Below are 24,203 nucleotides of genomic sequence, written 5' to 3'. Positions count from 1 at the left end.
CATCCCTAAAATAGCGGCCGTGAAAGGCCTCCCCACATGACTGCTGTACGTCCGAACAATGCCACCCCCGCTGGCGTGCCCCCCTCCGCGGCAAACGGACAAACCCAGGCGCCGATGATTGCCCGTCAGGCCATCGTTGACGCCTCCCACAAGGTCGTGGGCTACGAGTTGTTCGACCGCAGCCAGGCCTCCGGTGACCACACCGCGGCCACGGACGTCTCATTGGTGTTCAATGCCCTGTCGCATGTGGGCGAGGAAGACCTGTTCGGCAAGCTGTTCCTGTTCGTCAACTGCACCCACGACAGCCTGGCCGGCGGCCACCTGGACCTGGTCAACCCCGAACGCCTGGTGCTGGAGATTCCGCCGCTGGACGACGCCAGCCCCCAGAACGTGGAGCACAGGCTGCCCATCCTGGCGCAATTGCGCCAACGCGGCTTTCGCCTGGCTTTTGGTCAGTATGTGCTGGAGCCGGCGTATGCGCTGTGGCGCCCGCTGGCGACCTTCGTGAAGCTCGATCTGACCCTGATCGCCAACAGCGACCTCAAAGAGGTGGTCAAAACCGCCCGCCGCAGCACCGATGCGGCCCTGATTGCCGAAAAGGTGGAAACCGCCGAGCAGTACGACCGCGTCTCCAGCCTGGGTGTGCAGTTGTTCCAGGGCTATTGGTTCGCCCGCCCCACCCTGGTCAAGACCCGCATGGTGTCGCCCTCGCAGGCCCACATCCTGCAATTGCTGAAACTGGTGCGCAACCAGGCCAGCACCGATGAGATCGAGGAAGTGCTGAAGAAAGACGCGGGTCTGGCCTTCAACCTGCTGCGGCTGATCAACTCGGCCGGTTTCGGCTATGCGCGCGAAGTCACCTCGTTCCGCCAGGCCGTCATGCTGCTGGGCCTCAAGAAACTGTTCCGCTGGGCCGCCCTGCTGCTCACGGCCACCCGTGCCGACAGCTCGCCGGCCACCATCGGCAACATGGCGGTGGTGCGCGGGCGTCTGATGGAGTTGCTGGCCGAGCAGGTCATGAGCCCCGAGGATGCCGACAACGCCTTTGTGGTGGGCATTTTCTCGCTGCTGGACGTGATGCTGGGCGTGCCGCTGGAACAGGCCCTGGAAACCCTGACCCTGCCACAGACCGTGATGAATGTGCTGTTGCGCAAGGAAGGCCCCTACGCCCCCCTGCTGGAATTGGCAGAGGCCTGCGAGCTGGGCGACGAAGTTCGCTTCAACCAGGCCTGTCAGGCCCTCAGGCTCAGCGGCCAACAAGCCAACTGGGCGCATTTGCAGGCCCTGGCCTGGGCCGACCAGATGGTCAATGAGGCCTGACCGGGCACCCCCCCACCGACACGGGCTCGACACAGATCAAAGCAGGAAGGACACCCCATGAGTTCCAATGAGGCCACGCTGGGAGACAGCAACCTGTCTCCGCTGGACAGCATCGCCGACAGCGGCGCAGGCAACCCCGCCGAAGACGAAAACGCCTCGGTGATCGCGCGTCAGGCCATCGTCGACGAACACCGTGCCGTGTATGGCTATGAGCTTTTCGACCGCTCCACCCGGGGCGCCGGCTACACCGCGGCCAGCGATGCGGCCCTGCTGTTCAACGCCTTGTCCTACGCCGGCACCGAAGCCCTGGTGGGCAAGAAGACGGTGTTCATCAACTGCACCCACGACAGCCTGGCCGGCGGCCACCTGGAGTTGATCAGCCCCGAAAAGGTGGTGCTGGAAGTGCCGCCCATGCCGACCGACGATGTGGAGCTGATCGAGCAACGGGCCTTGATTCTGAAAGACCTGCGCGATCGCGGCTTCCGGTTGGCCTTCCCGCACATGATGCTGCGCCGGGCCTATGTCTCCTGGCTGCCCCTGGCCTCGTTCATCAAGATCGAGATGAACATCCTGAAGCCCGAATTGGCCGAGCCCCTGATCAAGTTCGCCCGCGCCAACACCAAGGCCGAGATGATTGCCGAGAAGGTGGAGACCGCCGAACAGTTCGAGCGCATGGCCAAGCTGGGCGTCAAACTGTTCCAGGGTTTCTGGTTCGCCAAGCCCTCGCTGGTGCAGGCCAAGACCATCCGACCCTCGCAGGCCACCATCATCCAGTTGATCAACCTGGTGCGCAAACAGGCCGATGCGGGGGAGATCGAAGACCTGCTCAAGAAAGACCCGACGCTGTCTTTCAACCTGCTGCGCTTCATCAACTCGGCCGGCTTCGGGCTGCAGGTCGAGGTCACCTCGTTCCGCCATGCCGTGATGATGCTGGGCATGAAGAAGCTGTTCCGCTGGGCCGCCCTGCTGCTCACCACCTCCAAGGATGGCGCGCCCCCCGCCGTGGGCACCACCGCCGTGGTGCGCGGGCGCCTGATGGAATTGCTGGCAGCCGAACTGCTGCCGACCGAGGAATGCGACAACGCCTTCATCGTGGGCGTGTTCTCCCTGCTCGACACCATGCTGGGCATCTCGCTGGACAAGGCACTGAACACGGTCTCGCTGCCGCAGAACGTGGTCGACGCCCTGCTGAACAAGACCGGCGTGTTCTGGCCCTTCCTGGAGTTGACCATTGCCTGCGAATCGGGTGACGACGCGGTGTTTGCCCGCGTGGCCACCGAGCTGCACCTGTCCAACCGTCAGGTCAACTGGGCCCACCTGCAGGCCCTGGACTGGGCTGAGTCGCTCAACGACTGAGGCAGCAAGCCCCACCCTGGCGGGGCCCCCACTCACCACGCTCTACTCGGCCTTGATCCCGGCCTGTCGGATGATGCGGGCATTGGCCTCCGACTCCTGCGCGATCAGGCGGGCGAAATCACTGGCCTTGCCCCCCACGGGCAGGTTCTCACTGGCCAGCAGCCGGCTGCGCACGTCGGGCTGGGCCAGCACCCGGTTCACCTCGGCATTGATGCGCTCCACCACGGCAGCCGGCGTGCGGGCGGGTGCCAGCAGCCCGAACTGCGACGCCAGGTTGGCTGCGGGGTAGCCCAGCTCGGCCAGCGTGGGCACCTTGGGCAAGGCCTCCAGGCGACTGGCCGCACCCACCGCCAAGGGCTGCAGGCGCCCGCTCTTCACATGCTGCAGCACGGCGGCACTGGCGTTGGTCGACAAAACCTCGAACTGGCTGCTCAAGGCGTCCGTCATCTGCTGCCCGCCGCCCTTGTAGGGCACATGGGTGATGTCGACCTGGGCCGCAGCACGCAGCTGCTCCAGCATGATATGCCCCAGCGAGGCTTGGCCGGCCGTGGCCCAGCGCACCTGCCCCGGCAGCTTGCGCGCCTGCGCCAGCAGGCCCGCAAAATCAGCCAGACCTGACCCGGGCGTGGCCAGCAGCAGCACGGGCGAGGCCATCACATTCACCACCGGCACCAGGTCATGGGCCGGGTCATAAGGGAGCTTGCCCAGATGGGGGCTCAAGGTCAGCGGGCTGATGGCGCTGAAGCCCAGGGTGTAACCATCGGGGGCCGACTTGGCCACGGCGTCCATGGCAATCGCCCCGCTCGCGCCGGCCTTGTTCTCGATCACCACCGGCTGGCCCAGCGGCCCTTGCAGGCGCTCGGCCAGCAGGCGGGCCACCACATCACTCACACCCCCGGGCGGGTAGGCCACCAGCAGGCGCACCGGGCGGGTGGGCCAGGTGGGGCTGGCCGGGCTCTGGGCCCAGCTGAAGGCCGGCAGCAGACCGGGTGCAGCAGACAGGGCCAGGAATTGACGACGTGAGGTCTGAGACATGAAAACTCCAATGCGAGGCCACTCAGCCCCGCGGGTGGTGTTGGGCGTGCAACTGGCGCAGGCGCTCCCGGGCCACATGGGTGTAGATGGTGGTGGTCGAGATGTCGGCATGCCCCAACAGCATCTGCACGGCCCGCAGGTCGGCCCCATGGTTGAGCAGGTGGGTGGCAAAGGCATGGCGCAGCGTGTGCGGCGACAGCGGCGATCGGATGCCCGCGCGCTCGGCATTCTTGCGCACGATGACCCAGAACATGGCCCGGGTCATGCCCTGCCCGCGCTGGGTGACAAACAGGTCATCACTGAGCTGCCCGCCCAGGATGGCCGGGCGGGCCTGCGCCAGATAGGTCTGCAGCCAGTCGCGGGCCACTTCGCCGAAGGGCACCAGGCGCTCCTTGCCGCCCTTGCCCTGGGCCTTGAGCACGCCCTCGGCCAGGCCGACTTCATGCAGGCGCAGGCCCACCAGTTCGGACACCCGCAGGCCGCTGGCGTAGATCAGCTCCAGCATGGCGCGGTCGCGCAGGCCCAAGGGGGTGCCGGTGTCGGGCGCGGCCAGCAAGGCCTCGACCTGGGCTTCGCTGAGCGTCTTGGGCACGCGCAGGGGCTGGCGTGCCGCCTGCAGGCGCAGGGTGGGATCTGCGGTGATGTGACGCTCGCGCAGGGCCCAGTGGAAATAGCGGCGCAGCACGGTCAGCCGCCGGTTGGAGGTGGTGATCCGGCTTTGCTCGTGGCGTTGGGCAAAGTAGTGCTGGATGTGCTCCTCCCCTGCGCCATCGAGCGACAGCCCCTGCTGAGCCAGAGCGCCGGCAAACAGGGTGAGATCACGCCGGTAGGCGGCCAGGGTGTTCTGCGACAGGCCGTCTTCCAGCCACAGGGCATCGATGAAACTGTCGATCAAGCCCTGGCTGAGCGGCGTGGGCGTGGGCTGGGGCGGCGTGGGCATGGATGAAGGCAGACTGAGCCTGAACTATGCCACGCCATCGGCACAAAAAAGGCCGGGCGCTGCGATGAGCGACCGGCCTTTAGCGAAGGCTCACAGGCCACGAAGGGCCAAGGCTTCAATCCAGGGTCAGCTTCTGCTGCTGCACCACGCGCTTGTAGACCTCGTACTCCGCCTTGATCTGTTCGGCAAACTGCTCAGGCGTGTTGCCGACAATGATCGAGCCCGTGTCTTCGATGCGCTTGCGCACGGCCGGGTCTTCCAGGGCCTTGCGCACGCCGGCGTTGATCTTGTCCACCACCTCCTTGGGCAGGCCCTTGGGGCCATAGATGCCGTAGTAGGCCATGCGGTTCACCGGCTCCAACCCGACCTCTTTGAAGGTGGGCACATTGGGCAGGGCGGCCAGGCGCGTGGGGGCGGCCACCACGATGGGGATCAGCCGGTTTTCACGCACAAAGGGCATGGCCGAGGGCATGTTGTCGAAGATCATCGGCACCTGACCGGCCACCGTGTCGTTCAGGGCCGGGCCAGCGCCGCGGTAGGGAATGTGGGTGACGAACACGCCCGCCAGGTTCTTGTAGAGCTCCATCTGCAGGTGGCCGATGCCCCCGGTGCCCGAGGACGAGTACGAGTACTTGCCGGGCGACTTCTTCACCTCGGCCAGAAAGCTCTTGTAGTCCTTGCCCGGGAAGTTCGGGTGCACCGCAATCACATTGGGCGTGGCGGCCACGTTGACGATGGGCGTGAAGTCGGTCAGCGGGTTGTAGGGGATCTTGGGGTTGATGGCCGGGTTGGCCGCGGTGGTCGACACCGTGGCCACGCCCAGGCTGTAGCCATCGGGCACGGCACGCGCCGTCTCGGTGGCGCCCACCACGCCACCGCCGCCGGCCTTGTTGATCACCACCACGGGCTGCCCCAGCACCTTGCCCAGCGGGTCGGCGATGGTGCGGGCAATGATGTCGGTCGTACCCCCCGGCGCAAAGGGAACGACCAGCTGAATGGCCTTGGTCGGGTAAGACTGCGCCCACACGGCACCAGTCAATGTGCTCAGAGCCAGTGCAGCAATCCAGGTACGGCGGTGCATTTGAATTCTCCTAGTCAACCTTAAACGAATCCGAGATCGTAACGGCTAGCACGACCCTTGCCTCTGTGGAAAGCAGCTAGTGACAAACCCTGAGAGCAGGCTCGACTGGTATTCTCGACCGGTGAACTACGCCCAACTGCTCTTCCCCGATTTTTCGTTGATTCTTTGCGGCTTTCTGTTGTGCCGATACACCGCACTGAACCGCACCGTGTGGCAGCAGGTCGAGAGCCTGGTGTATTTCTTTCTTTTTCCGGTGCTGCTGTTTCACTCCATCGTGAAAAGCCCCTTGAACCTGGGCGAGGCGTCTTCGCTGCTCACGGCCGGGGTGCTGATGGGGGTCTCGGGCATTGCACTGTCGTATGCGCTGCCTTATCTGCCGCTCGTGGGCCGCTTCATGCGCGGGCGCGAACACCCGGCCAGCGTGCAGGTGGCATTCCGCTTCAACTCCTTCATCGCGCTGGCCATCACCGACCGGCTGGCCGGCGCCCAGGGCATGTTGCTGATCGCCGTGCTGATCGGCGTTTGCGTACCCATCTTCAACGTCGCAGCCGTCTGGCCCATGGCCCGCCATGCCAAACGCGGCTTCCTGGGCGAGGTGCTGCGCAACCCCCTGGTGCTGGCCACGGCCAGCGGACTGCTGGCCAACCTGGCGGGCTTCACGATGCCGGTGTGGCTGGACCCCACCGTCAGCCGCATTGGGGCGGCCTCCCTGGCGCTGGGGCTGATGGCAGCCGGCGCGGGCATGGAGATCGGACAGTTGGCCAAGGCTCGCACCCTGGCGGTGGCGGTACTGTCCATCCGCCACCTGGTGCTGCCCCTGCTGGCCTGGGGCTTGGCGCGCGCCTTTGGGCTGGACACCGTGCAGACCACGGTGCTGCTGGCTTTTTCGGCACTTCCCACCGCCTCTACCTGCTATGTGCTGGCGGCCCGCATGGGCTACAACGGGCCGTATGTGGCCGGTCTGGTCACCCTGTCGACCCTGCTGGGCATGGCAAGCCTGCCGTTTGCCCTGGGGGTGCTGCGCTGAGGGCCCATTGCAGGTGCTCTGCGAGCACCTGATCGGCCCCCTCCAGGTGGGCCGCCAGGGCTTGCTGCAGCACCGTGGCCTCCGCCCCCCCCAGGCCGCCATGCAAGGCATTGCCAGCCGCGACCGCCAGGTTGCGCACCCAGCGCCAATGGCCGATGCGCCGGATCGGGATGCCCTCGGTGCGGCGCAAAAATTCGCTCTCCGACCAGCCCAGCAAGTGCGCCAGCGTCTGACCTGACAGGCCGGCGCGCTCGTCAAAATCCGCCAGCGGCGAGCGCTGGGCAAACTTGTTCCAGGGGCACACCAGCTGGCAGTCGTCACAGCCGTAGATGCGGTTGCCGATCAAGGGGCGCAGGGCCGGCTCGATCGCGCCGTCGTGCTCGATGGTGAGGTAGGAGACACAGCGTCGGGCATCCACCCGCTGCGCCGCCACGATGGCCTGGGTGGGGCAGGCCTGCACGCAGGCGCTGCACTGGCCGCAGTGCGCGGTGACCGGATCGGTCGGCGGCAGGGGGATGTCCAGGTAGATCTCGCCCAGAAAGAACATCGAGCCGCCCTCGCGGTTCAGCACCAGGCTGTGCTTGCCGCGCCAGCCCTGGCCACTGCGGGCGGCCAGCTCAGCCTCCAGCACCGGGGCCGAATCGGTGAACACCCGGTGGCCCAGGGGCCCGATCTCGGCAGCCAGGCGTTCGGCCAGCTTTTGTAGGCGGCTGCGCAGCACCTTGTGGTAGTCGCGCCCTCGGGCGTACAGCGACACCACGGCCTCGCCAGGGCGCTGCAATCGGGCCAGTTCGTGCTCAGTCCAGTCAGGCGGGGTGCTGGCGGGCAGATAATCCATGCGCGCGGTCAGCACGCTGACCGTGCCCGGCACCAGTTCGGCCGGCCGAGCCCGCTTGAGCCCATGCGCAGCCATGTAATTCATGCTGCCGTGGAACCCCGCGGCCAGCCAGGCCTCCAAGCCTGGCTCGGCACTCGCGAGGTCGATGCCGGCAACGCCGATTTGAGAAAATCCCAGCTCCCGGGCCCAGCCCTGGATGTGGGAAACAAGTTGATGGCCGTTGATTTGCACCCCGGAATTGTAGGAACCCCGTTGCCCATGTCGCCCCAACCGTCTTCTGCCACGCTGATCTGGAGCCACGAAGCCGATACCCAGGCCTTTGCCCACCGCCTGGCTGCGCTGCCTGGCGTGCGCCAGGCCTTCATTGAACTGCAAGGCGATCTGGGCGCCGGAAAGACCACCTTTGTGCGCCACCTGCTGCGTGAACTGGGGGTGCAGGGCCGCATCAAAAGCCCCACCTACGCCGTGGTCGAGCCCCATGAGGCCCGCCAGGAGGACGGAGAACCGGTGCTGCGCATCTGGCACTTTGATTTCTACCGTTTCAACGACCCGCGCGAGTGGGAGGAAGCCGGCTTTCGCGACCTGTTCGCCAGCCCGGGCCTGAAGCTGGCCGAATGGCCCGACAAGGCCCAGGGCATGCTGCCCACGCCCGACCTGGTGCTGCAACTGCAGGTGCAGGGCCAAGACGCAGAGGGTGCCCCCCCCCTGGACGACGAGAACGACGACGCAGCCGAAGCCCCCGCAGCCCCCCGCCAGGTGGTGCTGACGGCCGCCACCCCGCTGGGCCAGAGCTTGCTGGAGGCCTTGCGCGCATGAGCCTGCACCCAGACCTGAACGCGCCCGCCGAACCCCCTCGGGTACCCGCCCTGCTGCGCCGGCGCCAGGCCTTGCAGGCCGGTGGCGTGGTGCTGCTGATGGGGCTGACCGAGCTGGCCTGGGGCGCCAGCATCGTGGCCGTGCGGGTGTGGCCCGCGCCCGACTACACCCGGGTGACCATCGAATCGGACGGGGCCCTGACCGCGCGCCAGACCTTTGTGGCCAACCCGCCGCGCCTGGCCGTGGACATCGACGGCATCGAGATGAACCCGGCCCTGCGGGAACTGGTGGCCAAGGTCAAGGCCGACGACCCCTTCATCAGCGGCATCCGGGTGGGGCAGTACGCCCCAGGGGTGGTGCGGCTGGTGATCGACCTCAAGCAGCCCGCCCTGCCCCAGGTCTTCACCCTGCCCCCCGTGGCCGCCTACCAGCACCGCCTGGTCTTTGACCTGTACCCCACCGTGGCGGCCGACCCCCTGGAGGCCCTGATCGCCGAGCGCCTGCAGGACAGCCGGCAATCCCTGACCCCACCGGCTCCAGCCAGCACCGGCATGGCCAGCAAACCTGCGGCCCTGCCTGACCCATTGGGTGAGTTGATTGCCCAGCGCAACCCCGCCACAGCATCCACCCCAGGCCGCCCAGAGCTCAAACCCAGCCCCAACCTGAGCAGCCCGGGCACAGCCCACAGCACAGCACAGGCCCCCGTCAACGTGAGCCCGCCCGCCCCCCCGGTGCGCCCCAGTAAACCTGCGGCAACCGAAAGCGCCGAGGCCCAGGCCACCGACCGCCTGATCATCATCGCGCTGGACCCGGGCCACGGCGGCGAAGACCCGGGCGCCACCGGCCCTTCGGGCACCCGCGAAAAAGACGTGGTGCTGAGCATTGCCCACCTGCTGCGCGAACGCATCAACGCCACCACGGTGAAGGGCAACCCGATGCGAGCCTTCATGACCCGCGACGCCGACTTCTTTGTGCCCCTGCATGTGCGGGTGGACAAGGCCCGGCGCGTGCAGGCCGACCTGTTCGTGAGCATCCATGCCGACGCCTTCATCACCCCGGCCGCCCGCGGCGCCAGCGTGTTCGCGCTGAGCCAGAGCGGCGCCTCCAGCGCGGCAGCCCGCTGGATGGCCGACAAGGAAAACCGGGCCGATCAGGTGGGGGGTCTGAACGTGAAGGTGCAGGACGCCACCGTGCAACGCGCCCTGCTCGACATGAGCACCACCGCCCAGATCAACGACAGCCTGAAGCTGGGCACGGCCTTGCTCGGTGAGATCAGCGCCGTGGGGCGCCTGCACAAGCCCAAGGTCGAGCAGGCCGGCTTTGCCGTGCTCAAGGCCCCCGACATCCCCAGCGTGCTGGTCGAGACCGCCTTCATCAGCAACCCCGAAGAGGAAGCCCGCCTGCGCAGCCCCGAGTACCAGAATCAACTGGCGGATGCGGTGATGCGTGGCATCGAGCGCTATTTCTCGCGCAACCCGCCGCTGGCACGCAACCGCAGCGCTTGAGGCCCACGTAACGAGGCAAGGGGCACGGGCGGTCAACAGAATGCCGCTGATTCGGCCTTGGCGACCGAAAAGCCCCGCATTTGAAACATTTGGATGTACTTGAAACTCGGGCCACACACCCCTGCCGAATTTCAAACAGATTGCGCAGGCCCAGGTTTGTAAAGTCCTGAACAGAGTCTTGGCGGATCCACCGCCCTGCCGACCCGTTCAAAGGAATCCCATGACCCAGCAATCTCACGTGGCCGCCACCCGGCCGGCCCTCCGCGCACCCACCCGACTGACCCTGCTCGCCGTGCTGGCCCTGAGCCTGTCACTCGGCGCCTGCGCCTCCCGCCCCACCCACCAGCAAGTGGGCACGGTGGCCGGTGCCGTGGTGGGCGGCGCCACCGGCAGTGTGCTGTTCGGCAGCACCCTGGGCACGGTGGCCGGCGCCGCAGCGGGCGCCCTGGCCGGCAACGAGCTCAGCAAGGGCCGTCGCTGAAATGGACACAGGCCGACGGGCGCTGCCTGGGACCAGGCAGCGCCCGGCGAAGACACCTCAGGCCTGGGCCGCCCCACCGGAGCGGCGGCCCTTCCAGGCCCCCCACAGGGCCAGCAGGCCCGGCAGCAGGATCATGGCCCAGATGATCTTCTCGAAATGCTGCTTCACCCAGGGCAGGTTGCCAAACAGGTAGCCCAGAGCACACACCCCCACCACCCAGATCACCGCGCCCGCCACGTTGTAGGCCGTGAAGCGACGCCGCGTCATGGCCGCCACACCCGCCACAAAGGGAGCGAAGGTGCGGATGAAGGGCATGAAGCGCGCCAGGATCACCGTGATGCCGCCGAAGCGCTCATAAAAGGCGTGGGCTTGGTTGAAGGCTTCGCGGTTGAAGAAGCGCGAGTTCTCCCACTGGAACACCCGCGGGCCGAAATACCGGCCGATCTGGTAATTGCACTGGTCGCCCAGAATGGCGGCCACCACCAGCACCGCGCCGGCCAGCGGCAGGTTCAGCAAACCCGCCCCGCCCATGGCGCCGACGATGAAAAGCAGTGAGTCGCCCGGCAGAAAGGGCATGACCACCAGGCCGGTTTCGACAAACACGATGGCAAACAGCAGCGCATACACCCACAGGCCGTAGTTCTGCACGAAGAATTCGAGGTGTTTGTCGACGTGGACAATGAAGTCGATCAATGAAGCAATGATTTCCATGGGCATCCTTTGGCGCCCGATTATGAAGGCGCAAACCGCCAACTCCGTGACAAGCTCCGCTGAGCACCCATAGCCCGCCGGGCCTCTAGAATCCCGGGGTGAACACCGAGCACCTGCCCCCTCCCTGCGCCGCCCCATCCGCGAGCTGCCCGATGAACTGATCAGCCAGATCGCCGCGGGTGAAGTGGTCGAACGCCCCGCCTCGGTGGTGCGCGAACTGGTGGACAACGCGCTGGACGCGGGCGCCAGCCAGATCACCGTGCGCCTGCTGGCCGGCGGCGTGCGGCTGATTTCGGTCGAAGACAACGGCATCGGCATCCCGCCCGAAGAGCTGCCGGTGGCCCTGAAGCGCCACGCCACCAGCAAGATCAGCAACCTGCACGACCTGGAATCAGTGGGCACCATGGGGTTTCGCGGCGAGGCCCTGGCCGCCATTGCCTCGGTGTCCGAGATGGCCGTGCTGTCGCGCACCGAAGGCCAGCCCAATGCCTTCATGCTGGACGCCCGCACCGGCGAGCTGAAGCCGGCGGCCCGCGCCACCGGCACCACGGTGGAGGTGAAAGAGCTGTTTTTCTCGACCCCGGCACGGCGCAAATTTCTGAAGACCGACGCCACCGAACTGGCCCACTGCGTGGAATCGGTGCGCCGCCACGCGCTGGCCCGCCCCGAGGTGGGCTTTGCCATCTGGCACGAAGGCAAGCTGGTGGAGCAGTGGCGCGCCTGCCAGGGCCCCGAGGCGCACGACCGGCGCCTGGCCGATGTGCTGGGCGAAGAGTTCCTGACCCAATCGGTGGCGGTGTATTTCAATGTCGGCCCGATCCGGGTGACGGGCCGGGCCGGGGTGCCGGACGCCTCGCGCTCGCGCGCCGATCACCAGTTCTGCTATGTGAACGGACGTTACGTCCGCGACAAAGTTCTGACCCACGCGGCCCGCAGTGCCTACGAAGATGTGCTGCACGGCCAGCGCCAGCCCGTGTATGCGCTGTCGCTGGAGATCGACCCCACCCGGGTCGACGTGAACGTGCACCCGACCAAGATCGAGGTGCGCTTCCGTGAGAGCCGCGAGGTGCACCAGGCGGTGCGCCACGCGGTTGAAAACGCCCTGGCGGCCCCGCGCGCCGCGATGGCCGCCGCGGCCGCTGCGGCCGCCCAGCCTGCTGAGTTGCCGGGCCTGCAGCCAGGCCTCCAAACAGGTGCCGATCCGGCTCCAGGCCAGGCCGGCACGCCCTTCAATGCGCACTGGACCCAGGCCGGCATGGGCTTTCGGCCCGACCCAGTGGGCCACCGCGTGACCGACCTGGCCGCGCTGTGGCAACCCGGTGCCGCCCCGACCAACGGCACCACGCCCCCCTTGTGGGCGGAGTCGGATGGGCGCCAGCCGCCCGCGCAGGCACTGGGTGTCGGCAACAGCTTCGCCCCGGCGCCGAGCGCCCCCTCGCCCTTCAACCAGGCCAGCCTGGCCGCGCAGCCTGTGCCCACCGCCTTGCCCGACACGGCAGACGACTGGCCGCTGGGGCGCGCGATCGCGCAGCTGCAAGGGGTGTACATCCTGGCGGAGAACGCCCACGGCCTGGTGATTGTCGACATGCATGCGGCCCACGAGCGCATCGTGTACGAGCGCCTCAAGACCCAGATCGACGTGGCCCCGCTGGCCAGCCAGCCCTTGCTGATCCCGGCCACCTTTGCCGCCACGCCGCAGGAGGTGGCCACGGCCGAGGAATGCGCCGAGACCCTGGCCACGCTGGGCCTGGAGATCGTGCCCTTCTCGCCCAAGACGCTGGCCGTGCGAGCCGTGCCCAGCACGCTGGCCCAGGGCGATGCGGTGGAGCTGGCGCGCAGCGTGCTGGCCGAACTGAGCCAGCACGACGCCAGCACCGTGGTGCAGCGGGCCCGCAACGAACTGCTGGCGACCATGGCATGCCACGGCGCCGTGCGCGCCAACCGCCGCCTGACCTTGGACGAGATGAACGGGCTGTTGCGCCAGATGGAAGAGACCGAACGATCCGACCAGTGCAACCACGGGCGCCCCACCTGGCGGCAACTGCCCATGCGCGAGCTGGACGCGCTGTTCCTGCGCGGCCGCTGAGCCCGGCCAGCCGTTCCATGCCGCAGAAATGGGGCCGTGGCGCGGGCTACATTTGGTGACGAACGCCGGGCGACCTGCCCGCAAGATCATCCCCCCTGCCGGTTTGTGTGGCAGGCGAAGGGACCCTTGAATGAAGCACCACGATGCCGCCAGCTTTCTGCAACGGCTGAGCCGCCACAACCCCCACCAACCCGAGTACCTGCAGGCCGTCACCGAGGTGATGGAATGCCTTTGGCCTTTTCTGCAGCAGCACCCGCGCTATGCGGAGCAGGCCCTGCTGGAGCGCCTGGTCGAGCCCGAGCGCGTGCTGATGTTCAGAGTCTGCTGGGTGGACGACCAGGGCCAGGTGCAGGTCAACCGCGGTTACCGCATCCAGCACAGCATGGTGCTGGGGCCTTACAAGGGCGGGCTGCGCTTTCACCCCTCGGTGAACCTGTCGGTGCTGAAGTTCCTGGCCTTTGAGCAGACCTTCAAGAACGCCCTCACCACCCTGCCCATGGGCGGTGGCAAGGGCGGCTCCGACTTTGACCCCAAGGGGCGCAGCGCCGGCGAGGTGATGCGCTTTTGCCAGGCCTTTGTCAGCGAGCTGTACCGCCACATCGGCGCCGACACCGATGTGCCCGCCGGCGACATCGGCGTGGGCGGGCGCGAGGTGGGCTTCATGGCCGGCATGGTGAAAAAGCTGAGCAACCGCGCCGACTGCGTGTTCACCGGCAAGGGCCTGAGCTTTGGCGGCTCGCTGATGCGCCCCGAGGCCACCGGCTATGGCACGGTGTATTTCGCCGAGGAGATGCTCAACACCCGGGGGCGCTCGTTCGAGGGCCTGCGGGTCAGCGTGTCGGGCTCGGGCAATGTGGCGCAGTACGCGATCGAGAAAGCCATGGCGCTGGGTGCCACGGTGCTGACCGCCTCGGACTCGGGTGGCACGGTGATCGACGAGCAGGGCTTCACCCCCGAGAAGCTGGCCCTGCTCATGGAGATCAAGAACCACCACCGCGGCCGCGTGAGCGACTACGCCGAACGCATCGGGGCCCGCTTTGAGCCCGACGCCCGCCCCTGGAAGGTGCCGGTGGAGGTGGCCCTGCCCTGCGCCACGCAAAACGAGCTGGACGCCCTGGACGCCGCGGCCCTGATCGCCAACGGGGTGCTGTGCGTGGCCGAAGGCGCCAACATGCCCAGCACCATCGAGGCGGCCAAGGCCTTCGAGGCTGCCGGCGTGCTGTACGCCCCGGGCAAGGCCAGCAACGCGGGCGGCGTGGCCACTTCGGGCCTGGAGATGAGCCAGAACGCGGCCCGCCTGAGCTGGCCGCGCGAGGAGGTGGACCTGCGCCTGCGCCAGATCATGAGCGGCATCCACCGCGCATGCGTGGACCACGGGCGCGATGCCACCGGCCGCGTCAGCTACCTGACCGGGGCCAATGTGGCGGGCTTTGTGAAGGTGGCCGATGCGATGCTGGCCCAGGGCGTGGTCTGAACCCCGGCCACCGCAGCATCAGGCCGGCAGCAGGTGGCGCTTGTCGGCCACCTGAGCCCAGTGCGCGTGCTCGGGCAGCGGGGTGTCGCGCAGGCGGATCGGATTCCAGCCCTCGGCCTTGGCCAGGCGGGCATTGAGGGCCACATAGGGGGCCTGCTCGGACGTGACCTCGGCGGCGTTCACGATGGCCTGCACCGGGCACTGGGGCACACACACCGAGCAGTCGATGCAGCCATCGGGGTCGATCACCAGAAAGTTGGGACCGGCCACAAAGCAGTCCATCGGGCACACCTCGACGCAGTCGGTGTAGCGGCACTGGATGCAGGGTTCGGTGACTACGAACGGCATGGCGCCTCCGCAGCACAGGCGCCAGGCACCCTGGAAAAATCAGCGTCAGACAAAACAAGGGCCCCGCACCCAGGTGCAGGGCCAACAGAAAATCGGGGCGCCACGGCGCAGCCTTTCACGAGTCACGAAAAGCCGCCGCAAAGCCTGCGGCAGCGCGCCGATTGTCAGCGAAAGCGGGCCTGTGCCGTGCCACCGCGGCCCATGCCCAGGCTCAACGCACGGCTTTGGCCAGCGCCGCCCAGGCCTTGAGCGTGGTCGGGTGGGTGAAGGCCGCGCCCGCCACGGGGTGGGACGAGAGCTTGACCACCACCATCTCGGCGGCGGGGTTGATGTGGATGAACTGCCCATGCACGCCAGCGGCCTCGTAGGCGCCATCGGCGTTGTGCAGCACCCACCACTGGTTGCGATAGCTGTAGCCCGGGCGGGCCGCCTGCAGGCCCTGGAACTTGAACTTCTCGCGGTCGCCGCCCCGGGCCGTGTCCTCGATCACGGCCTTGTCGAGGATCTTCTGCCCGTTGAAGGTACCGCCCAGGCGCAGCATCTCGCCCACGCGGGCCAGGTCACGGGCGGTGGCGTTCAGGCCGGCCCCCTGCAAAGGGGTGCCCACGCTGTCGACCATCACATAGGCGTCTTCTTCCATGCCCAGCTTCTGCCAGATGCGCTGGCTCATGAGCTCGGCCCAGTGCTGGCCCGTGACGCGCGACACGATCCAGCCCAGCACCTCGGAGTGCACGGTGCGGTAGACGAAGCCCTCACCGTGCTCGCCCTCTTTCTTGAGGGTTTTCAGGAAGTCGTACACCGTGGTGGGGCCCTGGTAGCCCGCTGGCCTGGGCAGCAGGCCGCTGGCCCAGCTGTAGCCGAAGATTTCGGTGCTGGGGTCGGTATAGACCTCGCGGAAACGCACCGCCCCGGTCATGTCCATCACCTGGCGCACCGTCATGTCGCCCCAGGCCGAGCCGGCCAGTTCGGGCACATAGGTGGTGACCAGAGCGGCAGGGTCGAGCTTGCCCTCCTGGGCCAACTGGGCCGCCAGCAGGCCGGTGAACGACTTGGTGACCGAGAACAGCAGGTGCGGCGAGTGCGGCGTCATCTGGTTGTCGTAGCGCTCGTACACCACCCGGCCCTTGTGCAGCACCACCAGGGCATCGGTGTAGGTGCTGCGCGCCCATTCATCGATGGTGAGTGTCTGCCCTTTGGCATCCTCGAAGCTCAGCTGCCCCAGGGGCTTGAGGTCGGCCGGCAGGTTGGCAACCGGGCCGGCACCGCGCCGGATGTTGTGCGTGGGCTGCAGCTCGCGCAGGTGCTGCACCACCCAGCGCAGCTGCGGGTATTGGTAGCTGTTGGCCAGCGTGACGCGTTGGGCGGGCTCGGGCGGGAAGGTGCTCATGAAGCCGAGCCGATCGAGATTCACGCTGTCGGGTGGTGGCAACTGCGGGGCCTGGGCCGCGGCCAGCAGGGGGGCGCAAAGCGACGCCAGCAGCCCCAGGCGACAGGCGCCCAGAGAACGAAGAACACGGAATGCGGTCATGGGTAGCCTCCAGGCGTGCCGAACAGGGTCAGCCCGCGACGTTAGCAAAGCTTGCGGTGCCGCAGGCCGGGGTTGCGGGTATGTCCTGACAGGGATACACCGCCCCGATCACGTCACCCAGGCGACTGACCGAAGCACCCCGGCTCAGGCAAGGCCCAGGACGCTTTCTGATACCCTCGACTGGATGTCTGCCACCCGTCCTGCCGCCTCGTCGGCCCTCCCCCAGACCACCCCCATGAGCCCCGGGCTGGTGGTGCTGATCCTGTCGCTGTTGCTGGGCCTGCAACCGGTGACCACCGACCTCTACCTACCCGCCCTGCCGGCCATGAAGGAGGGCTTTGGCGCCACCATGACCCAAGCCCAGCTGACGCTGTCGGCCTTGCTGCTGGCCTTTGGCTGCTCGCAACTGGCCTGGGGCCCGCTGTCGGACCGGATCGGTCGCCGCCCGGTGCTGCTGATCGGCATGGTGGCCTACACCGTGTCGGCCCTGGGCTGCGCCCTGGCCACCTCGATGGAGGCGCTGATCCTGGGGCGAATGGTGCAAGGTGCGGCCATGGGCGCGGGCGTGATGTGCGCCCGGGCCATCGTGCGCGACCTGTACAAGCCGCTGGAGGGCGCGCGGGTCATGTCCAAGGGCCTGTCGGGACTGGGGGTGATCGCCTGCCTCAGCGCCCCTCTGGGGGGCCTGCTGTCGGACTGGATGGGCTGGCGGGCCGCCATGCTGGCCCTGGCCGTGTTTGGCGCGGCCACCCTGGGGCTGCTGGGCTGGCGCTTCAGCGAAAGCCTGGCCCAGCGCAACCCGCGGGCCACCCAGCCCGGCGTGGTGCTGCGCACCTGGGGGCAGATCCTGCGCCACCCGACCTTCATCACCTTCTCGGTGCTGACCGCCGCCTCGTATGGCGGCCTGTTCACCTTTCTGGCCTCGTCGTCCTTTGTCTTCATCAAGGTGCTGGGGCTGAGCAAGACGGCCTATGGCCTGCTGATGTGCTCGATGTCGTTTGCCTATTTTCTGGGCACCTTCATGTGCCGCTGGATGTTGCCTCGCCTGGGTCTGCGGCGCAGCGTGGCGGTGGCCGGCGGCATGACCCTGCTGGGCGGCACGCTGATGGGCACCCTGGCCCTGGCCGGCGTGCACCAGGGCTGGGCCATCATGCTGCCCTACTACATCTTCATGCTGGCCCACGGGGTGCACCAGCCTTGCGGGCAAAGCGGTGCCGTGGGCCCCTTCCCCCAGGCCGCCGGGGCCGCCTCGGCGCTCAACGGCTTTGGCATGATGTTGGTGGCCTTTGGCATCGGGGCCTGGCTGGGGCAGCACATGGACGGCACGATCTACCCCCTGACCCTGGGCATCTGGTTCTGGAGCGCCTGCATCGCCCTGACCGCCTGGACCCTGGTGCCCAAATATGGCGAACCAGCCGCCACCTGAGACCCCCTGCATGACGACTTCGACCCTTCCCTGCCTGGCCCTGGCGGGCCCGACCGCCTCCGGCAAGACAGCCGCCGCCCTGGCCCTGGCCACGCACCTGGCCCCCCAACGCCGCATGGAGATCATCAGCGTGGATTCAGCGCTGGTGTACCGCGGCATGGACATTGGCACAGCCAAGCCCAGCGCGGCCGAACTGGCGCAGGTGCCGCACCACCTGATCGACATCCGCGACCCTTTGCAGGCCTACAGTGCCGCCGAGTTTGCCCACGACGCCAGTGAGCTGGTGCAGGCCATCCGCGCCCGCGGGGCCTTGCCGGTGCTGGTCGGGGGCACCATGCTGTACTTCAAGGCCTTGATGGACGGCCTGGACCCCATGCCGCCCGCCAACCCCGAGGTGCGTGCCGCGCTGGAGGCCGAGGCCGCTGAGCGTGGCTGGCCCGCCCTGCACGCCGACCTGGCACGTGTGGACCCCGCCACGGCACAGCGGCTGGCGCCCAACGATGCCCAACGCATCCAGCGGGCGCTGGAGGTGTACCGGGTGTCGGGCCAGACGCTGTCGAGCTTTCATGCCGTGCAGCGTGGCGACACGGAGCGGGGTCTGCCCATCGAATTGATCGCGCTGGAACCCCAAGACCGCAAATGGCTGCACCGCCGCATCGAGCAACGCTTTGACGCGATGCTGCAGCAAGGCTTCATCGACGAGGTGTGCCGCCTGCGCGCGCGCGGCGATCTGCACCCGGACCTGCCCTCCATGCGCTGCGTGGGCTACCGCCAGGCCTGGGAGGCCTTGTCCGGCCACGAACCCATGAGCGAGCTGCGCGATCGGGGCATTTTTGCCACGCGCCAACTTGCCAAGCGGCAGCTGACCTGGCTGCGCAGCATGCCGCAACGCCACTCGGTGGCCTGCGACGCGCCGGACGCCCTGCCCCAGGTGCTGGCCCTGGCCGAAGCGCTGCTGCGCCAGAGCGGGCAACTGGGCTGAGAACGCGCACCATGAGCCCCACACGCCCCGCCACCACCCCGCCCGCCATCTCGGTCCAGGGCCTGGGCAAACGCTATGCCGGTGCCCCGGTGTTCGAGCACGTGAGCCTGACCGTCAAGCCCGGGGAGTTCGTGGCCATCATCGGCGAATCGGGCGTGGGCAAGTCGACCTTGCTGAACTGCCTGGCCGCGCTGGACCACTGGGACGAAGGCCGCATCGACGTGCAGGGCACCGACCTGGCCAGCCTGGACGAAACCGCCCGTGCGCTGTGGCGGCGCCAACAGGTGGGCTTTGTGTTCCAGGCCTTTCATGTGCTGCCCCACCTGGATGTGCGGCAGAACGTGGCCTTGCCCTTGATGCTGCTGGGCCAGAGCGGCCCCGCCGCCCAGAACCGGGTCGATGAGATGCTGGCGGCCGTGGGCCTGGCTGGCCTGGGCGAGCGCCTGCCGCAGCAGTTGAGCGGTGGCCAGCTGCAGCGCGTGGCCATTGCCCGCGCCCTGGTGCACCGGCCCGGTCTGCTGCTGGCCGATGAACCCACGGGCAACCTGGACCCGCAGACGGCCAGCCAGGTGATGGCGCTGCTGTTGCAGCAGACACGCGAGCATGGCGCGGCCCTGGTGCTGGTCACGCACTCCGAAGCCGCGGCGGCCCAGGCCGACCGGGTGCTGCGGCTGACGGCACAGGGCATCGCCACCTGACCCGGCCCCTGGCCAGGGCAGGCTCAGCCCCGTGCCGCATCACTCGATCTTGAGCCGCTGGGCGCTGCTGGCCTGGCGCTTGGGCAAAGTCAGCGTGAGCACCCCATCTTCGTAGCGGGCGCGGGCCTGGCTCACGTCCACCTCAGAGGGCAACTGGAGGCTGCGCGCCACCTGGCCAAAGTACCGCTCGCTGCGCAACACCTTGCCGTCGCGCGTGGCCTGATCCTGTTGCCGCACCTCGGCACTGAGGCTCAGCACCTGGCCTTCGAGGGTGACGTGCAGGTCTTCCTTGGCCACGCCCGGGACCTCGGCATGCACGGTGTAGGCGCCATCGCTCTCGGTCACATCGACCTTGATCTGGGCCGGGCTGGGGAGCTTGTCGCCATGCAGGGGGCGGATGTAGAAACCGGGCGCGGTGTCGCGGAAGAACTCATCCAGCAACAGACCACCCCGTGGAATCAGAGAACTCATGTTGGCACTCCTTCTGGTTGATGACTGTGGCGGGCCCGTGTGGGGCCTCCAAATCAAAAATAGGGTTGACCGCCTGCCACATCAAGGGGGGATGCGGGGCTGAAACCGGGGTCTGACACCGCTGTTTGATCTGTCGCAAAAAGCCTGGGGACCGGGGCCGCCAAAGGGTCTTGTCAGAGCTGTGCACAATGGCGGCACATGCGATTGCCACCCCGCCACCGATCACCCGTCTGGGCCCTGCTCTGCACCTTTTCCTGGCAGGAATTGCGCCGCCATCCCTGGCGATCCTTGGCGGCCATCATGGCCGTGCTGCTGGGCGTGGCGCTGGCTTTTTCGGTGCACCTGATCAATGCCTCGGCGCTGGACGAGTTTTCGCAAGCGGTGCGTTCGGTCAACGGGCGGGCTGACCTGGAACTGCGCGCGGTGCGGGGGGGCTTCGATGAAGCCCTGTATCCGCGCGTGGTGCAGCAGGGCGGCACGGCCGAGGCCTCGCCGGTGCTGGAACTCAACACCTTGCTGCTCACCGCACAGGCCCCGGCCGGGGTGCCCTTGCGCCTGCTGGGCGTGGACGCGCTGCGGCTGGCGGGTGTGGCGCCCGACCTGATCCCACGGCCCCATGCCGAGGCCGACCGCCTGGACATGTTGCGGCCGGGACGCGTGTTTCTCAATGCCGCAGCGCAGGCCCTGGCGCCTGAGGCGACGCAGGTGCAGGTCCAGACCGAGGCCGGGCCGGTGCCTTTGCAGGTGGCCGGCACGCTGGCCGTGACAGGCCCGGCCACCGCCGTGATGGACATTGCCGCCGCCCAGGATCTGTTTGACCGGGTGGGCCAGTTGAGCCGCATCGACGTGCGACTGCAGGCTGGCGTGGACCACGCCAGCTACCTGGCGGCATTGAAGCTGCCGGCCGATGTGCTGGCCCATGAGCCAGCCGATGCGGGCCAGCAGATCGACCAGTTGTCGCGGGCCTACCGGGTCAACCTGACGGTGCTGGCCCTGGTGGCCTTGTTCACGGGCGCTTTTCTGGTGTTTTCGGTGCTGTCCTTGAGCGTGGCGCGGCGGACACGGCAGTTCGCGCTGCTGGGCGTGCTGGGGCTGCCACCCCGGGAGCGGGCCCGCCTGGTGCTGTATGAGTCACTGCTGCTGGGCGGGCTGGGCAGCGTGCTCGGGCTGGTGGCCGGCACGGCCCTGGCGGCCCTGGCCCTGCGCTGGCTGGGGGGTGACCTGGGCGGCGGTTATTTCACCGGCGTGGCCCCCAGCCTGCGCTGGAGCCCGGCGGCAGCCCTGCTTTATGGCGGCCTGGGCGTGGCCGCTGCGTTGGCGGGAGGCTGGTGGCCGGCCCGTGCCGCCGCGGCACTGCCACCGGCCCCATCGCTGAAAGGCCTGGGCGACGCACCCTCCACGGGCCAGGGGGGCATGGCGGGCCTGGTGTTGATGGCAATGGCTGGCTTGCTGGCCTTGTCACCGCCCTGGTGGGGCATTCCGGTGGCCGCGTATGTGTCGGTGGCCGCCCTGTTGGTGGGGGGCATCGTGCTCTTGCCCAGCCTGATGGCGGCCATCGATGGCCCGGTGGCCAATGCTCTGCAACGGCACCTCTTGCCTTTGCTGGCCGTGGAACGCGCCCGCCGCATGCGGGGCATGGCCAGTTCGGCCATCAGCGGGGTGGTGGCCAGCCTCAGCCTGGCCGTGGCCTTGACGGTGATGGTGAGCAGTTTCAGAACCTCCGTGATCGAGTGGCTGGATCGGGTCTTGCCGGCCCCCCTGTATGTGCACCTGCAAGGCAGCCAGCAGGCCAGCGAGGTGCTGACCTTGCCGCAAGACTGGCTGAAGAAAGCCGCCGCCCTGCCCTCGGTGCAGAGCAGCAGCCGCCTGCGGGTGCGCGCGCTGCAGCTGATGCCCGGCCGGCCCAAGGTCACCTTGATTGCCAAAGACCAGCTGGACGACTCAAAAGGCCTGCCCCTGCAGGGGCGGGTTCTGGAGACCCCACCGGGTGCGATCGGCCTTTACGTCAGCGAAGCCATGGTCGACCTGTACCTGGCGCGCCCCGGAGAAGACTTCGGCTTGCTGGCCAAGGCCTTCCCCCACCGGGATGGAGACAGCACCGGCCCGGCCACCCGCTTCTTCGTGAAGGGCATCTGGCGGGATTACGCGCGCCAAAGCGGCACGGTGGTGATGGACCGGGCCGACTACGAGGCCCTGAGTGGCGACGCGCAAGTGAATGACCTGGCCCTCTGGCCCAAGGCCGGAGTGGCCGAATCGGTGGTGGAGTCGGAATTGCGGGCGCTGCCCTCCAGCCAGGGCGGCTCCAGTGCCCCACTGGCGCTGGAGGTGGCCTCGTCGGCCGAGATTCGCGAGCGCTCCCTGAAGATCTTCGATCGCAGCTTTGCCGTGACCTATTGGCTGCAGGCGGTGGCCATTGGGATTGGTCTATTCGGCGTGGCCGCCAGTTTCAGCGCCCAGGTGCTGGCCCGTCGCAAAGAGTTTGGCCTGCTGACCCACCTGGGGCTGACCCGCCGGCAGATCCTGGCGGTGGTGGCCGGTGAAGGGCTGGTGTGGACCTGCATCGGGGCCATGGCCGGGCTGCTGTTGGGGCTGGCGGTGGCCGTGCTCCTGGTCAAGGTGGTGAATCCGCAAAGTTTCCACTGGAGCATGGAGTTGCATGCCCCTTGGGCCCGACTGCTGGCCCTGTGCCTGGCCACTGTCGCGGCGGGCACGGTCACCGCCTGGCTGTCCGGGCGGGCGGCAGTCAGTCGAGATGCTGTGAGCGCGGTGCGCGAAGATTGGTAAGCGATGTCGTCCCTGTCACCCATGCCCCCACTGACACTGCTGAAGCGGCGTCAATTCAACGCCTTGGCCTGGAGCCTGATGGGGGCGAGTGTCCCGGTCAGCGCCCAATTGAATGACCCAAAAGACCCGAAAGACCCGCCGCCTGCGCGGACAGCGCTGAAATTTCCGAAAGACTTCGGCAGTCATCCCGAGCAAGCCATCGAATGGTGGTACGTGACGGGCAGCGCCCGATCGGGCCAGAGGGTGTTTGGCTACCAGGTCACCTTCTTCCGGTCCCGTGTGCGGGGCGTGCCCAAGGGGCGATCCGCTTTTGTGCCCGAACAACTGGTGTTTGCTCACGCCGCACTGACCGATGTGCAGGGCAAGCAGCTTTGGCATGACCAACGCAGTGCCCGTGCCGGCATGGGCCTGGCCGGTGCCAGCACACAAGACACAGAGGTGTACTTGCACCCCTGGTCGTTTCGACGATTGGCCCGCAACAATCCAGCGGACAGCCACTACGAAGCACGGGTTCAGAGCGATGCATTCGAGTTGCACCTCGACTTCAAGCCCAGCCAGGCCCTGCTCCTGCAAGGTCTGGAGGGCTACTCCCGAAAAGGGCCCCAAGCTAGCCAATTCAGTCGTTACTACAGCGAACCCCAGATGGGCGTGCAGGGCCAGATCAGCCTTCACGGCCAACGCTTTGTACTGGATGCGGACACCGAGCACCGCGCCTGGTTGGACCACGAATGGAGCGATGAACTGATGGCACCAGACGCCCAGGGGTGGGACTGGATGGGCCTCAATTTTCTGGATGGATCCGCCCTCATGGCCTTCCGGATGCGTGACCGTGGCGGCAAGGCGCTATGGGATGCCAGCACCTGGCGAGATGCCAACGGCAAGCAAACAGTCACGACGCCAGGCCAGGTGCAGTTGATTCCTGGCCGACGCTGGCGAAGCCCGAAGACCCAGGCGGAGTACCCCATCGAATGGACATTGGTGCTGCCAGGCCGGGAGTTCATCGTCAAAGCCGTCATTGAGGACCAGGAACTGGACAGCCGCGCTTCAACAGGGGCCATCTACTGGGAGGGCTTGAGCGAGGTGTTCGACCTGCAAGGGCGGCGGCTGGGCCGAGGCTACGTGGAGCTGACGGGGTACGGTCAGGCGCTGAGGCTATAAGGAGTCGCGTGGGGAAGGTGTGCTGAGGAATTGAATTCTGAGGTTGAGGAATTCAATGAGTTTTCGATCCCGCAAAGACAAAACCCCCGCCAGTTGCCTGGAGGGGGTTTTGAGGGCTGTAAGAGCCTGACGATGACC

At 67.6% G+C, this 24,203-nt stretch carries 21 protein-coding genes; 13 read left to right on the top strand and 8 right to left on the bottom strand.

Translation table 11 applies throughout. From position 1 onward, the window contains the following. The first annotated feature begins 36 nt into the window (after nt 1-36). The gene (locus tag F624_RS0110615; RefSeq protein ID WP_157443413.1) at nt 37-1,320 is read left to right on the top strand and encodes an EAL and HDOD domain-containing protein; all 1,284 of its coding nucleotides are present in this window, start codon (nt 37-39) and stop codon (nt 1,318-1,320) included. A 57-nt stretch (nt 1,321-1,377) separates the two neighbouring features. Continuing rightward, complete coding sequence (locus F624_RS0110610; protein WP_019574280.1) at nt 1,378-2,676, top strand: EAL and HDOD domain-containing protein; 1,299 nt, start codon at nt 1,378-1,380, stop codon at nt 2,674-2,676. A gap of 42 nt (nt 2,677-2,718) precedes the next feature. Here F624_RS0110610 and F624_RS0110605 read toward each other — a convergent pair whose 3' ends face one another. The 3 genes from F624_RS0110605 to F624_RS0110595 form a co-directional block, all read right to left on the bottom strand. Next, on the bottom strand, nt 2,719-3,711 hold the full coding sequence (locus F624_RS0110605) for a Bug family tripartite tricarboxylate transporter substrate binding protein (RefSeq protein WP_019574279.1): 993 nt from the start codon (nt 3,709-3,711) through the stop codon (nt 2,719-2,721). A gap of 22 nt (nt 3,712-3,733) precedes the next feature. Next, nucleotides 3,734-4,651: a site-specific tyrosine recombinase XerD gene (gene xerD, locus F624_RS0110600; protein ID WP_019574278.1), complete on the bottom strand. Its 918-nt coding sequence runs from the start codon at nt 4,649-4,651 to the stop codon at nt 3,734-3,736. 115 nt (nt 4,652-4,766) lie between these two features. Then, entirely contained in the window at nt 4,767-5,732 is a 966-nt protein-coding gene (locus F624_RS0110595; RefSeq protein ID WP_019574277.1) for a tripartite tricarboxylate transporter substrate binding protein BugE, read from the bottom strand. Nucleotides 5,733-5,853: 121 nt separating this feature from the next. On the opposite strand from F624_RS0110595, the gene F624_RS0110590 reads away from it, so the two are divergent. After that, nucleotides 5,854-6,759: an AEC family transporter gene (locus F624_RS0110590; RefSeq protein ID WP_019574276.1), complete on the top strand. Its 906-nt coding sequence runs from the start codon at nt 5,854-5,856 to the stop codon at nt 6,757-6,759. Here the strand turns inward: F624_RS0110590 and queG are convergent. After that, nucleotides 6,698-7,795, bottom strand: a complete 1,098-nt coding sequence (queG, locus tag F624_RS0110585; RefSeq protein ID WP_051107378.1) for a tRNA epoxyqueuosine(34) reductase QueG — start codon at nt 7,793-7,795, stop codon at nt 6,698-6,700. The two genes, F624_RS0110590 and queG, sit on opposite strands and share 62 nt — an antisense overlap. 60 nt (nt 7,796-7,855) lie before the next feature. On the opposite strand from queG, the gene tsaE reads away from it, so the two are divergent. The 3 genes from tsaE to F624_RS32435 all read left to right on the top strand — a co-directional run bounded on the left by tsaE (nt 7,856) and on the right by F624_RS32435 (nt 10,399). Beyond that, nucleotides 7,856-8,413 (top strand): tRNA (adenosine(37)-N6)-threonylcarbamoyltransferase complex ATPase subunit type 1 TsaE, encoded by a 558-nt coding sequence (gene tsaE, locus F624_RS0110580; protein ID WP_019574274.1) that lies wholly within the window; start codon nt 7,856-7,858, stop codon nt 8,411-8,413. After that, a complete protein-coding gene (locus F624_RS0110575; protein WP_019574273.1) occupies nt 8,410-9,918 on the top strand; it encodes an N-acetylmuramoyl-L-alanine amidase in 1,509 nt (502 codons plus the stop codon). The genes tsaE and F624_RS0110575 overlap by 4 nt, the downstream gene beginning before the upstream one ends. Before the next feature lie 220 nt (nt 9,919-10,138). Next, nucleotides 10,139-10,399: a glycine zipper 2TM domain-containing protein gene (locus F624_RS32435; protein WP_019574272.1), complete on the top strand. Its 261-nt coding sequence runs from the start codon at nt 10,139-10,141 to the stop codon at nt 10,397-10,399. 57 nt (nt 10,400-10,456) lie between these two features. On the opposite strand, the gene F624_RS0110565 is transcribed toward F624_RS32435, so the two are convergent. Then, nucleotides 10,457-11,110, bottom strand: coding sequence for a DedA family protein (locus F624_RS0110565; protein ID WP_019574271.1), 654 nt, complete (start codon nt 11,108-11,110; stop codon nt 10,457-10,459). A 124-nt stretch (nt 11,111-11,234) separates the two neighbouring features. On the opposite strand from F624_RS0110565, the gene mutL reads away from it, so the two are divergent. Together mutL and gdhA are read left to right on the top strand one after the other, a co-directional pair. After that, nucleotides 11,235-13,196, top strand: a complete 1,962-nt coding sequence (mutL, locus tag F624_RS0110560) for a DNA mismatch repair endonuclease MutL (RefSeq protein ID WP_051107370.1) — start codon at nt 11,235-11,237, stop codon at nt 13,194-13,196. A 130-nt stretch (nt 13,197-13,326) separates the two neighbouring features. Then, a complete protein-coding gene (gdhA, locus tag F624_RS0110555; protein ID WP_019574269.1) occupies nt 13,327-14,670 on the top strand; it encodes an NADP-specific glutamate dehydrogenase in 1,344 nt (447 codons plus the stop codon). An 18-nt stretch (nt 14,671-14,688) separates the two neighbouring features. Here gdhA and fdxA read toward each other — a convergent pair whose 3' ends face one another. Continuing rightward, nucleotides 14,689-15,018, bottom strand: coding sequence for a ferredoxin FdxA (gene fdxA / locus F624_RS0110550; protein WP_019574268.1), 330 nt, complete (start codon nt 15,016-15,018; stop codon nt 14,689-14,691). A 211-nt stretch (nt 15,019-15,229) separates the two neighbouring features. Continuing rightward, nucleotides 15,230-16,546, bottom strand: coding sequence for a serine hydrolase domain-containing protein (locus tag F624_RS0110545; protein ID WP_019574267.1), 1,317 nt, complete (start codon nt 16,544-16,546; stop codon nt 15,230-15,232). 184 nt (nt 16,547-16,730) lie between these two features. Between F624_RS0110545 and F624_RS0110540 the strand changes: the two genes are divergently transcribed. From F624_RS0110540 to F624_RS0110530, 3 genes are read left to right on the top strand one after another with little or no spacing between them, the layout of a single operon-like run. Next, the gene (locus F624_RS0110540) at nt 16,731-17,972 is read left to right on the top strand and encodes a multidrug effflux MFS transporter (protein WP_019574266.1); all 1,242 of its coding nucleotides are present in this window, start codon (nt 16,731-16,733) and stop codon (nt 17,970-17,972) included. Nucleotides 17,973-17,982: 10 nt separating this feature from the next. Next, nucleotides 17,983-18,954, top strand: coding sequence for a tRNA (adenosine(37)-N6)-dimethylallyltransferase MiaA (gene miaA / locus F624_RS0110535; protein ID WP_019574265.1), 972 nt, complete (start codon nt 17,983-17,985; stop codon nt 18,952-18,954). A gap of 11 nt (nt 18,955-18,965) precedes the next feature. Beyond that, nucleotides 18,966-19,652 carry an ABC transporter ATP-binding protein gene (locus F624_RS0110530; protein ID WP_019574264.1) on the top strand — a complete coding sequence of 229 codons (687 nt, stop codon included), beginning with the start codon at nt 18,966-18,968 and terminating at the stop codon, nt 19,650-19,652. Between the two features lie 39 nt (nt 19,653-19,691). On the opposite strand, the gene F624_RS0110525 is transcribed toward F624_RS0110530, so the two are convergent. Beyond that, nucleotides 19,692-20,123 carry an Hsp20/alpha crystallin family protein gene (locus tag F624_RS0110525; protein WP_027477175.1) on the bottom strand — a complete coding sequence of 144 codons (432 nt, stop codon included), beginning with the start codon at nt 20,121-20,123 and terminating at the stop codon, nt 19,692-19,694. 198 nt (nt 20,124-20,321) lie between these two features. Between F624_RS0110525 and F624_RS0110520 the strand changes: the two genes are divergently transcribed. Further along, a complete protein-coding gene (locus F624_RS0110520; protein WP_031254677.1) occupies nt 20,322-22,907 on the top strand; it encodes an FtsX-like permease family protein in 2,586 nt (861 codons plus the stop codon). A gap of 21 nt (nt 22,908-22,928) precedes the next feature. Further along, complete coding sequence (locus tag F624_RS0110515; RefSeq protein ID WP_019574261.1) at nt 22,929-24,065, top strand: lipocalin-like domain-containing protein; 1,137 nt, start codon at nt 22,929-22,931, stop codon at nt 24,063-24,065. Nucleotides 24,066-24,203: the final 138 nt, after the last annotated feature.

The sequence above is a fragment of the Curvibacter lanceolatus ATCC 14669 genome, from assembly GCF_000381265.1.
Classification (GTDB): domain Bacteria; phylum Pseudomonadota; class Gammaproteobacteria; order Burkholderiales; family Burkholderiaceae_C; genus Curvibacter; species Curvibacter lanceolatus.
Note: the sequence above shows the minus strand (reverse complement) of the source record. Positions and strands in the feature narration are given on the sequence as shown.

Bases quoted from the DNA above. Each gene is read 5' to 3' on its own strand.
- miaA (WP_019574265.1), top strand. From the start codon at position 17,983: ATGACGACTTCGACCCTTCCCTGCCTGGCCCTGGCGGGCCCGACCGCC.
- gdhA (WP_019574269.1), top strand. From the start codon at position 13,327: ATGAAGCACCACGATGCCGCCAGCTTTCTGCAACGGCTGAGCCGCCAC.
- tsaE (WP_019574274.1), top strand. From the start codon at position 7,856: ATGTCGCCCCAACCGTCTTCTGCCACGCTGATCTGGAGCCACGAAGCC.
- xerD (WP_019574278.1), bottom strand. From the start codon at position 4,651: ATGCCCACGCCGCCCCAGCCCACGCCCACGCCGCTCAGCCAGGGCTTG.
- F624_RS0110545 (WP_019574267.1), bottom strand. From the start codon at position 16,546: ATGACCGCATTCCGTGTTCTTCGTTCTCTGGGCGCCTGTCGCCTGGGG.
- F624_RS0110540 (WP_019574266.1), top strand. From the start codon at position 16,731: ATGTCTGCCACCCGTCCTGCCGCCTCGTCGGCCCTCCCCCAGACCACC.
- F624_RS0110520 (WP_031254677.1), top strand. From the start codon at position 20,322: ATGCGATTGCCACCCCGCCACCGATCACCCGTCTGGGCCCTGCTCTGC.
- F624_RS0110615 (WP_157443413.1), top strand. From the start codon at position 37: ATGACTGCTGTACGTCCGAACAATGCCACCCCCGCTGGCGTGCCCCCC.
- F624_RS0110575 (WP_019574273.1), top strand. From the start codon at position 8,410: ATGAGCCTGCACCCAGACCTGAACGCGCCCGCCGAACCCCCTCGGGTA.
- F624_RS32435 (WP_019574272.1), top strand. From the start codon at position 10,139: ATGACCCAGCAATCTCACGTGGCCGCCACCCGGCCGGCCCTCCGCGCA.
- F624_RS0110525 (WP_027477175.1), bottom strand. From the start codon at position 20,123: ATGAGTTCTCTGATTCCACGGGGTGGTCTGTTGCTGGATGAGTTCTTC.
- F624_RS0110565 (WP_019574271.1), bottom strand. From the start codon at position 11,110: ATGGAAATCATTGCTTCATTGATCGACTTCATTGTCCACGTCGACAAA.
- F624_RS0110595 (WP_019574277.1), bottom strand. From the start codon at position 5,732: ATGCACCGCCGTACCTGGATTGCTGCACTGGCTCTGAGCACATTGACT.
- F624_RS0110610 (WP_019574280.1), top strand. From the start codon at position 1,378: ATGAGTTCCAATGAGGCCACGCTGGGAGACAGCAACCTGTCTCCGCTG.
- fdxA (WP_019574268.1), bottom strand. From the start codon at position 15,018: ATGCCGTTCGTAGTCACCGAACCCTGCATCCAGTGCCGCTACACCGAC.
- F624_RS0110515 (WP_019574261.1), top strand. From the start codon at position 22,929: ATGCCCCCACTGACACTGCTGAAGCGGCGTCAATTCAACGCCTTGGCC.
- F624_RS0110605 (WP_019574279.1), bottom strand. From the start codon at position 3,711: ATGTCTCAGACCTCACGTCGTCAATTCCTGGCCCTGTCTGCTGCACCC.
- F624_RS0110530 (WP_019574264.1), top strand. From the start codon at position 18,966: ATGAGCCCCACACGCCCCGCCACCACCCCGCCCGCCATCTCGGTCCAG.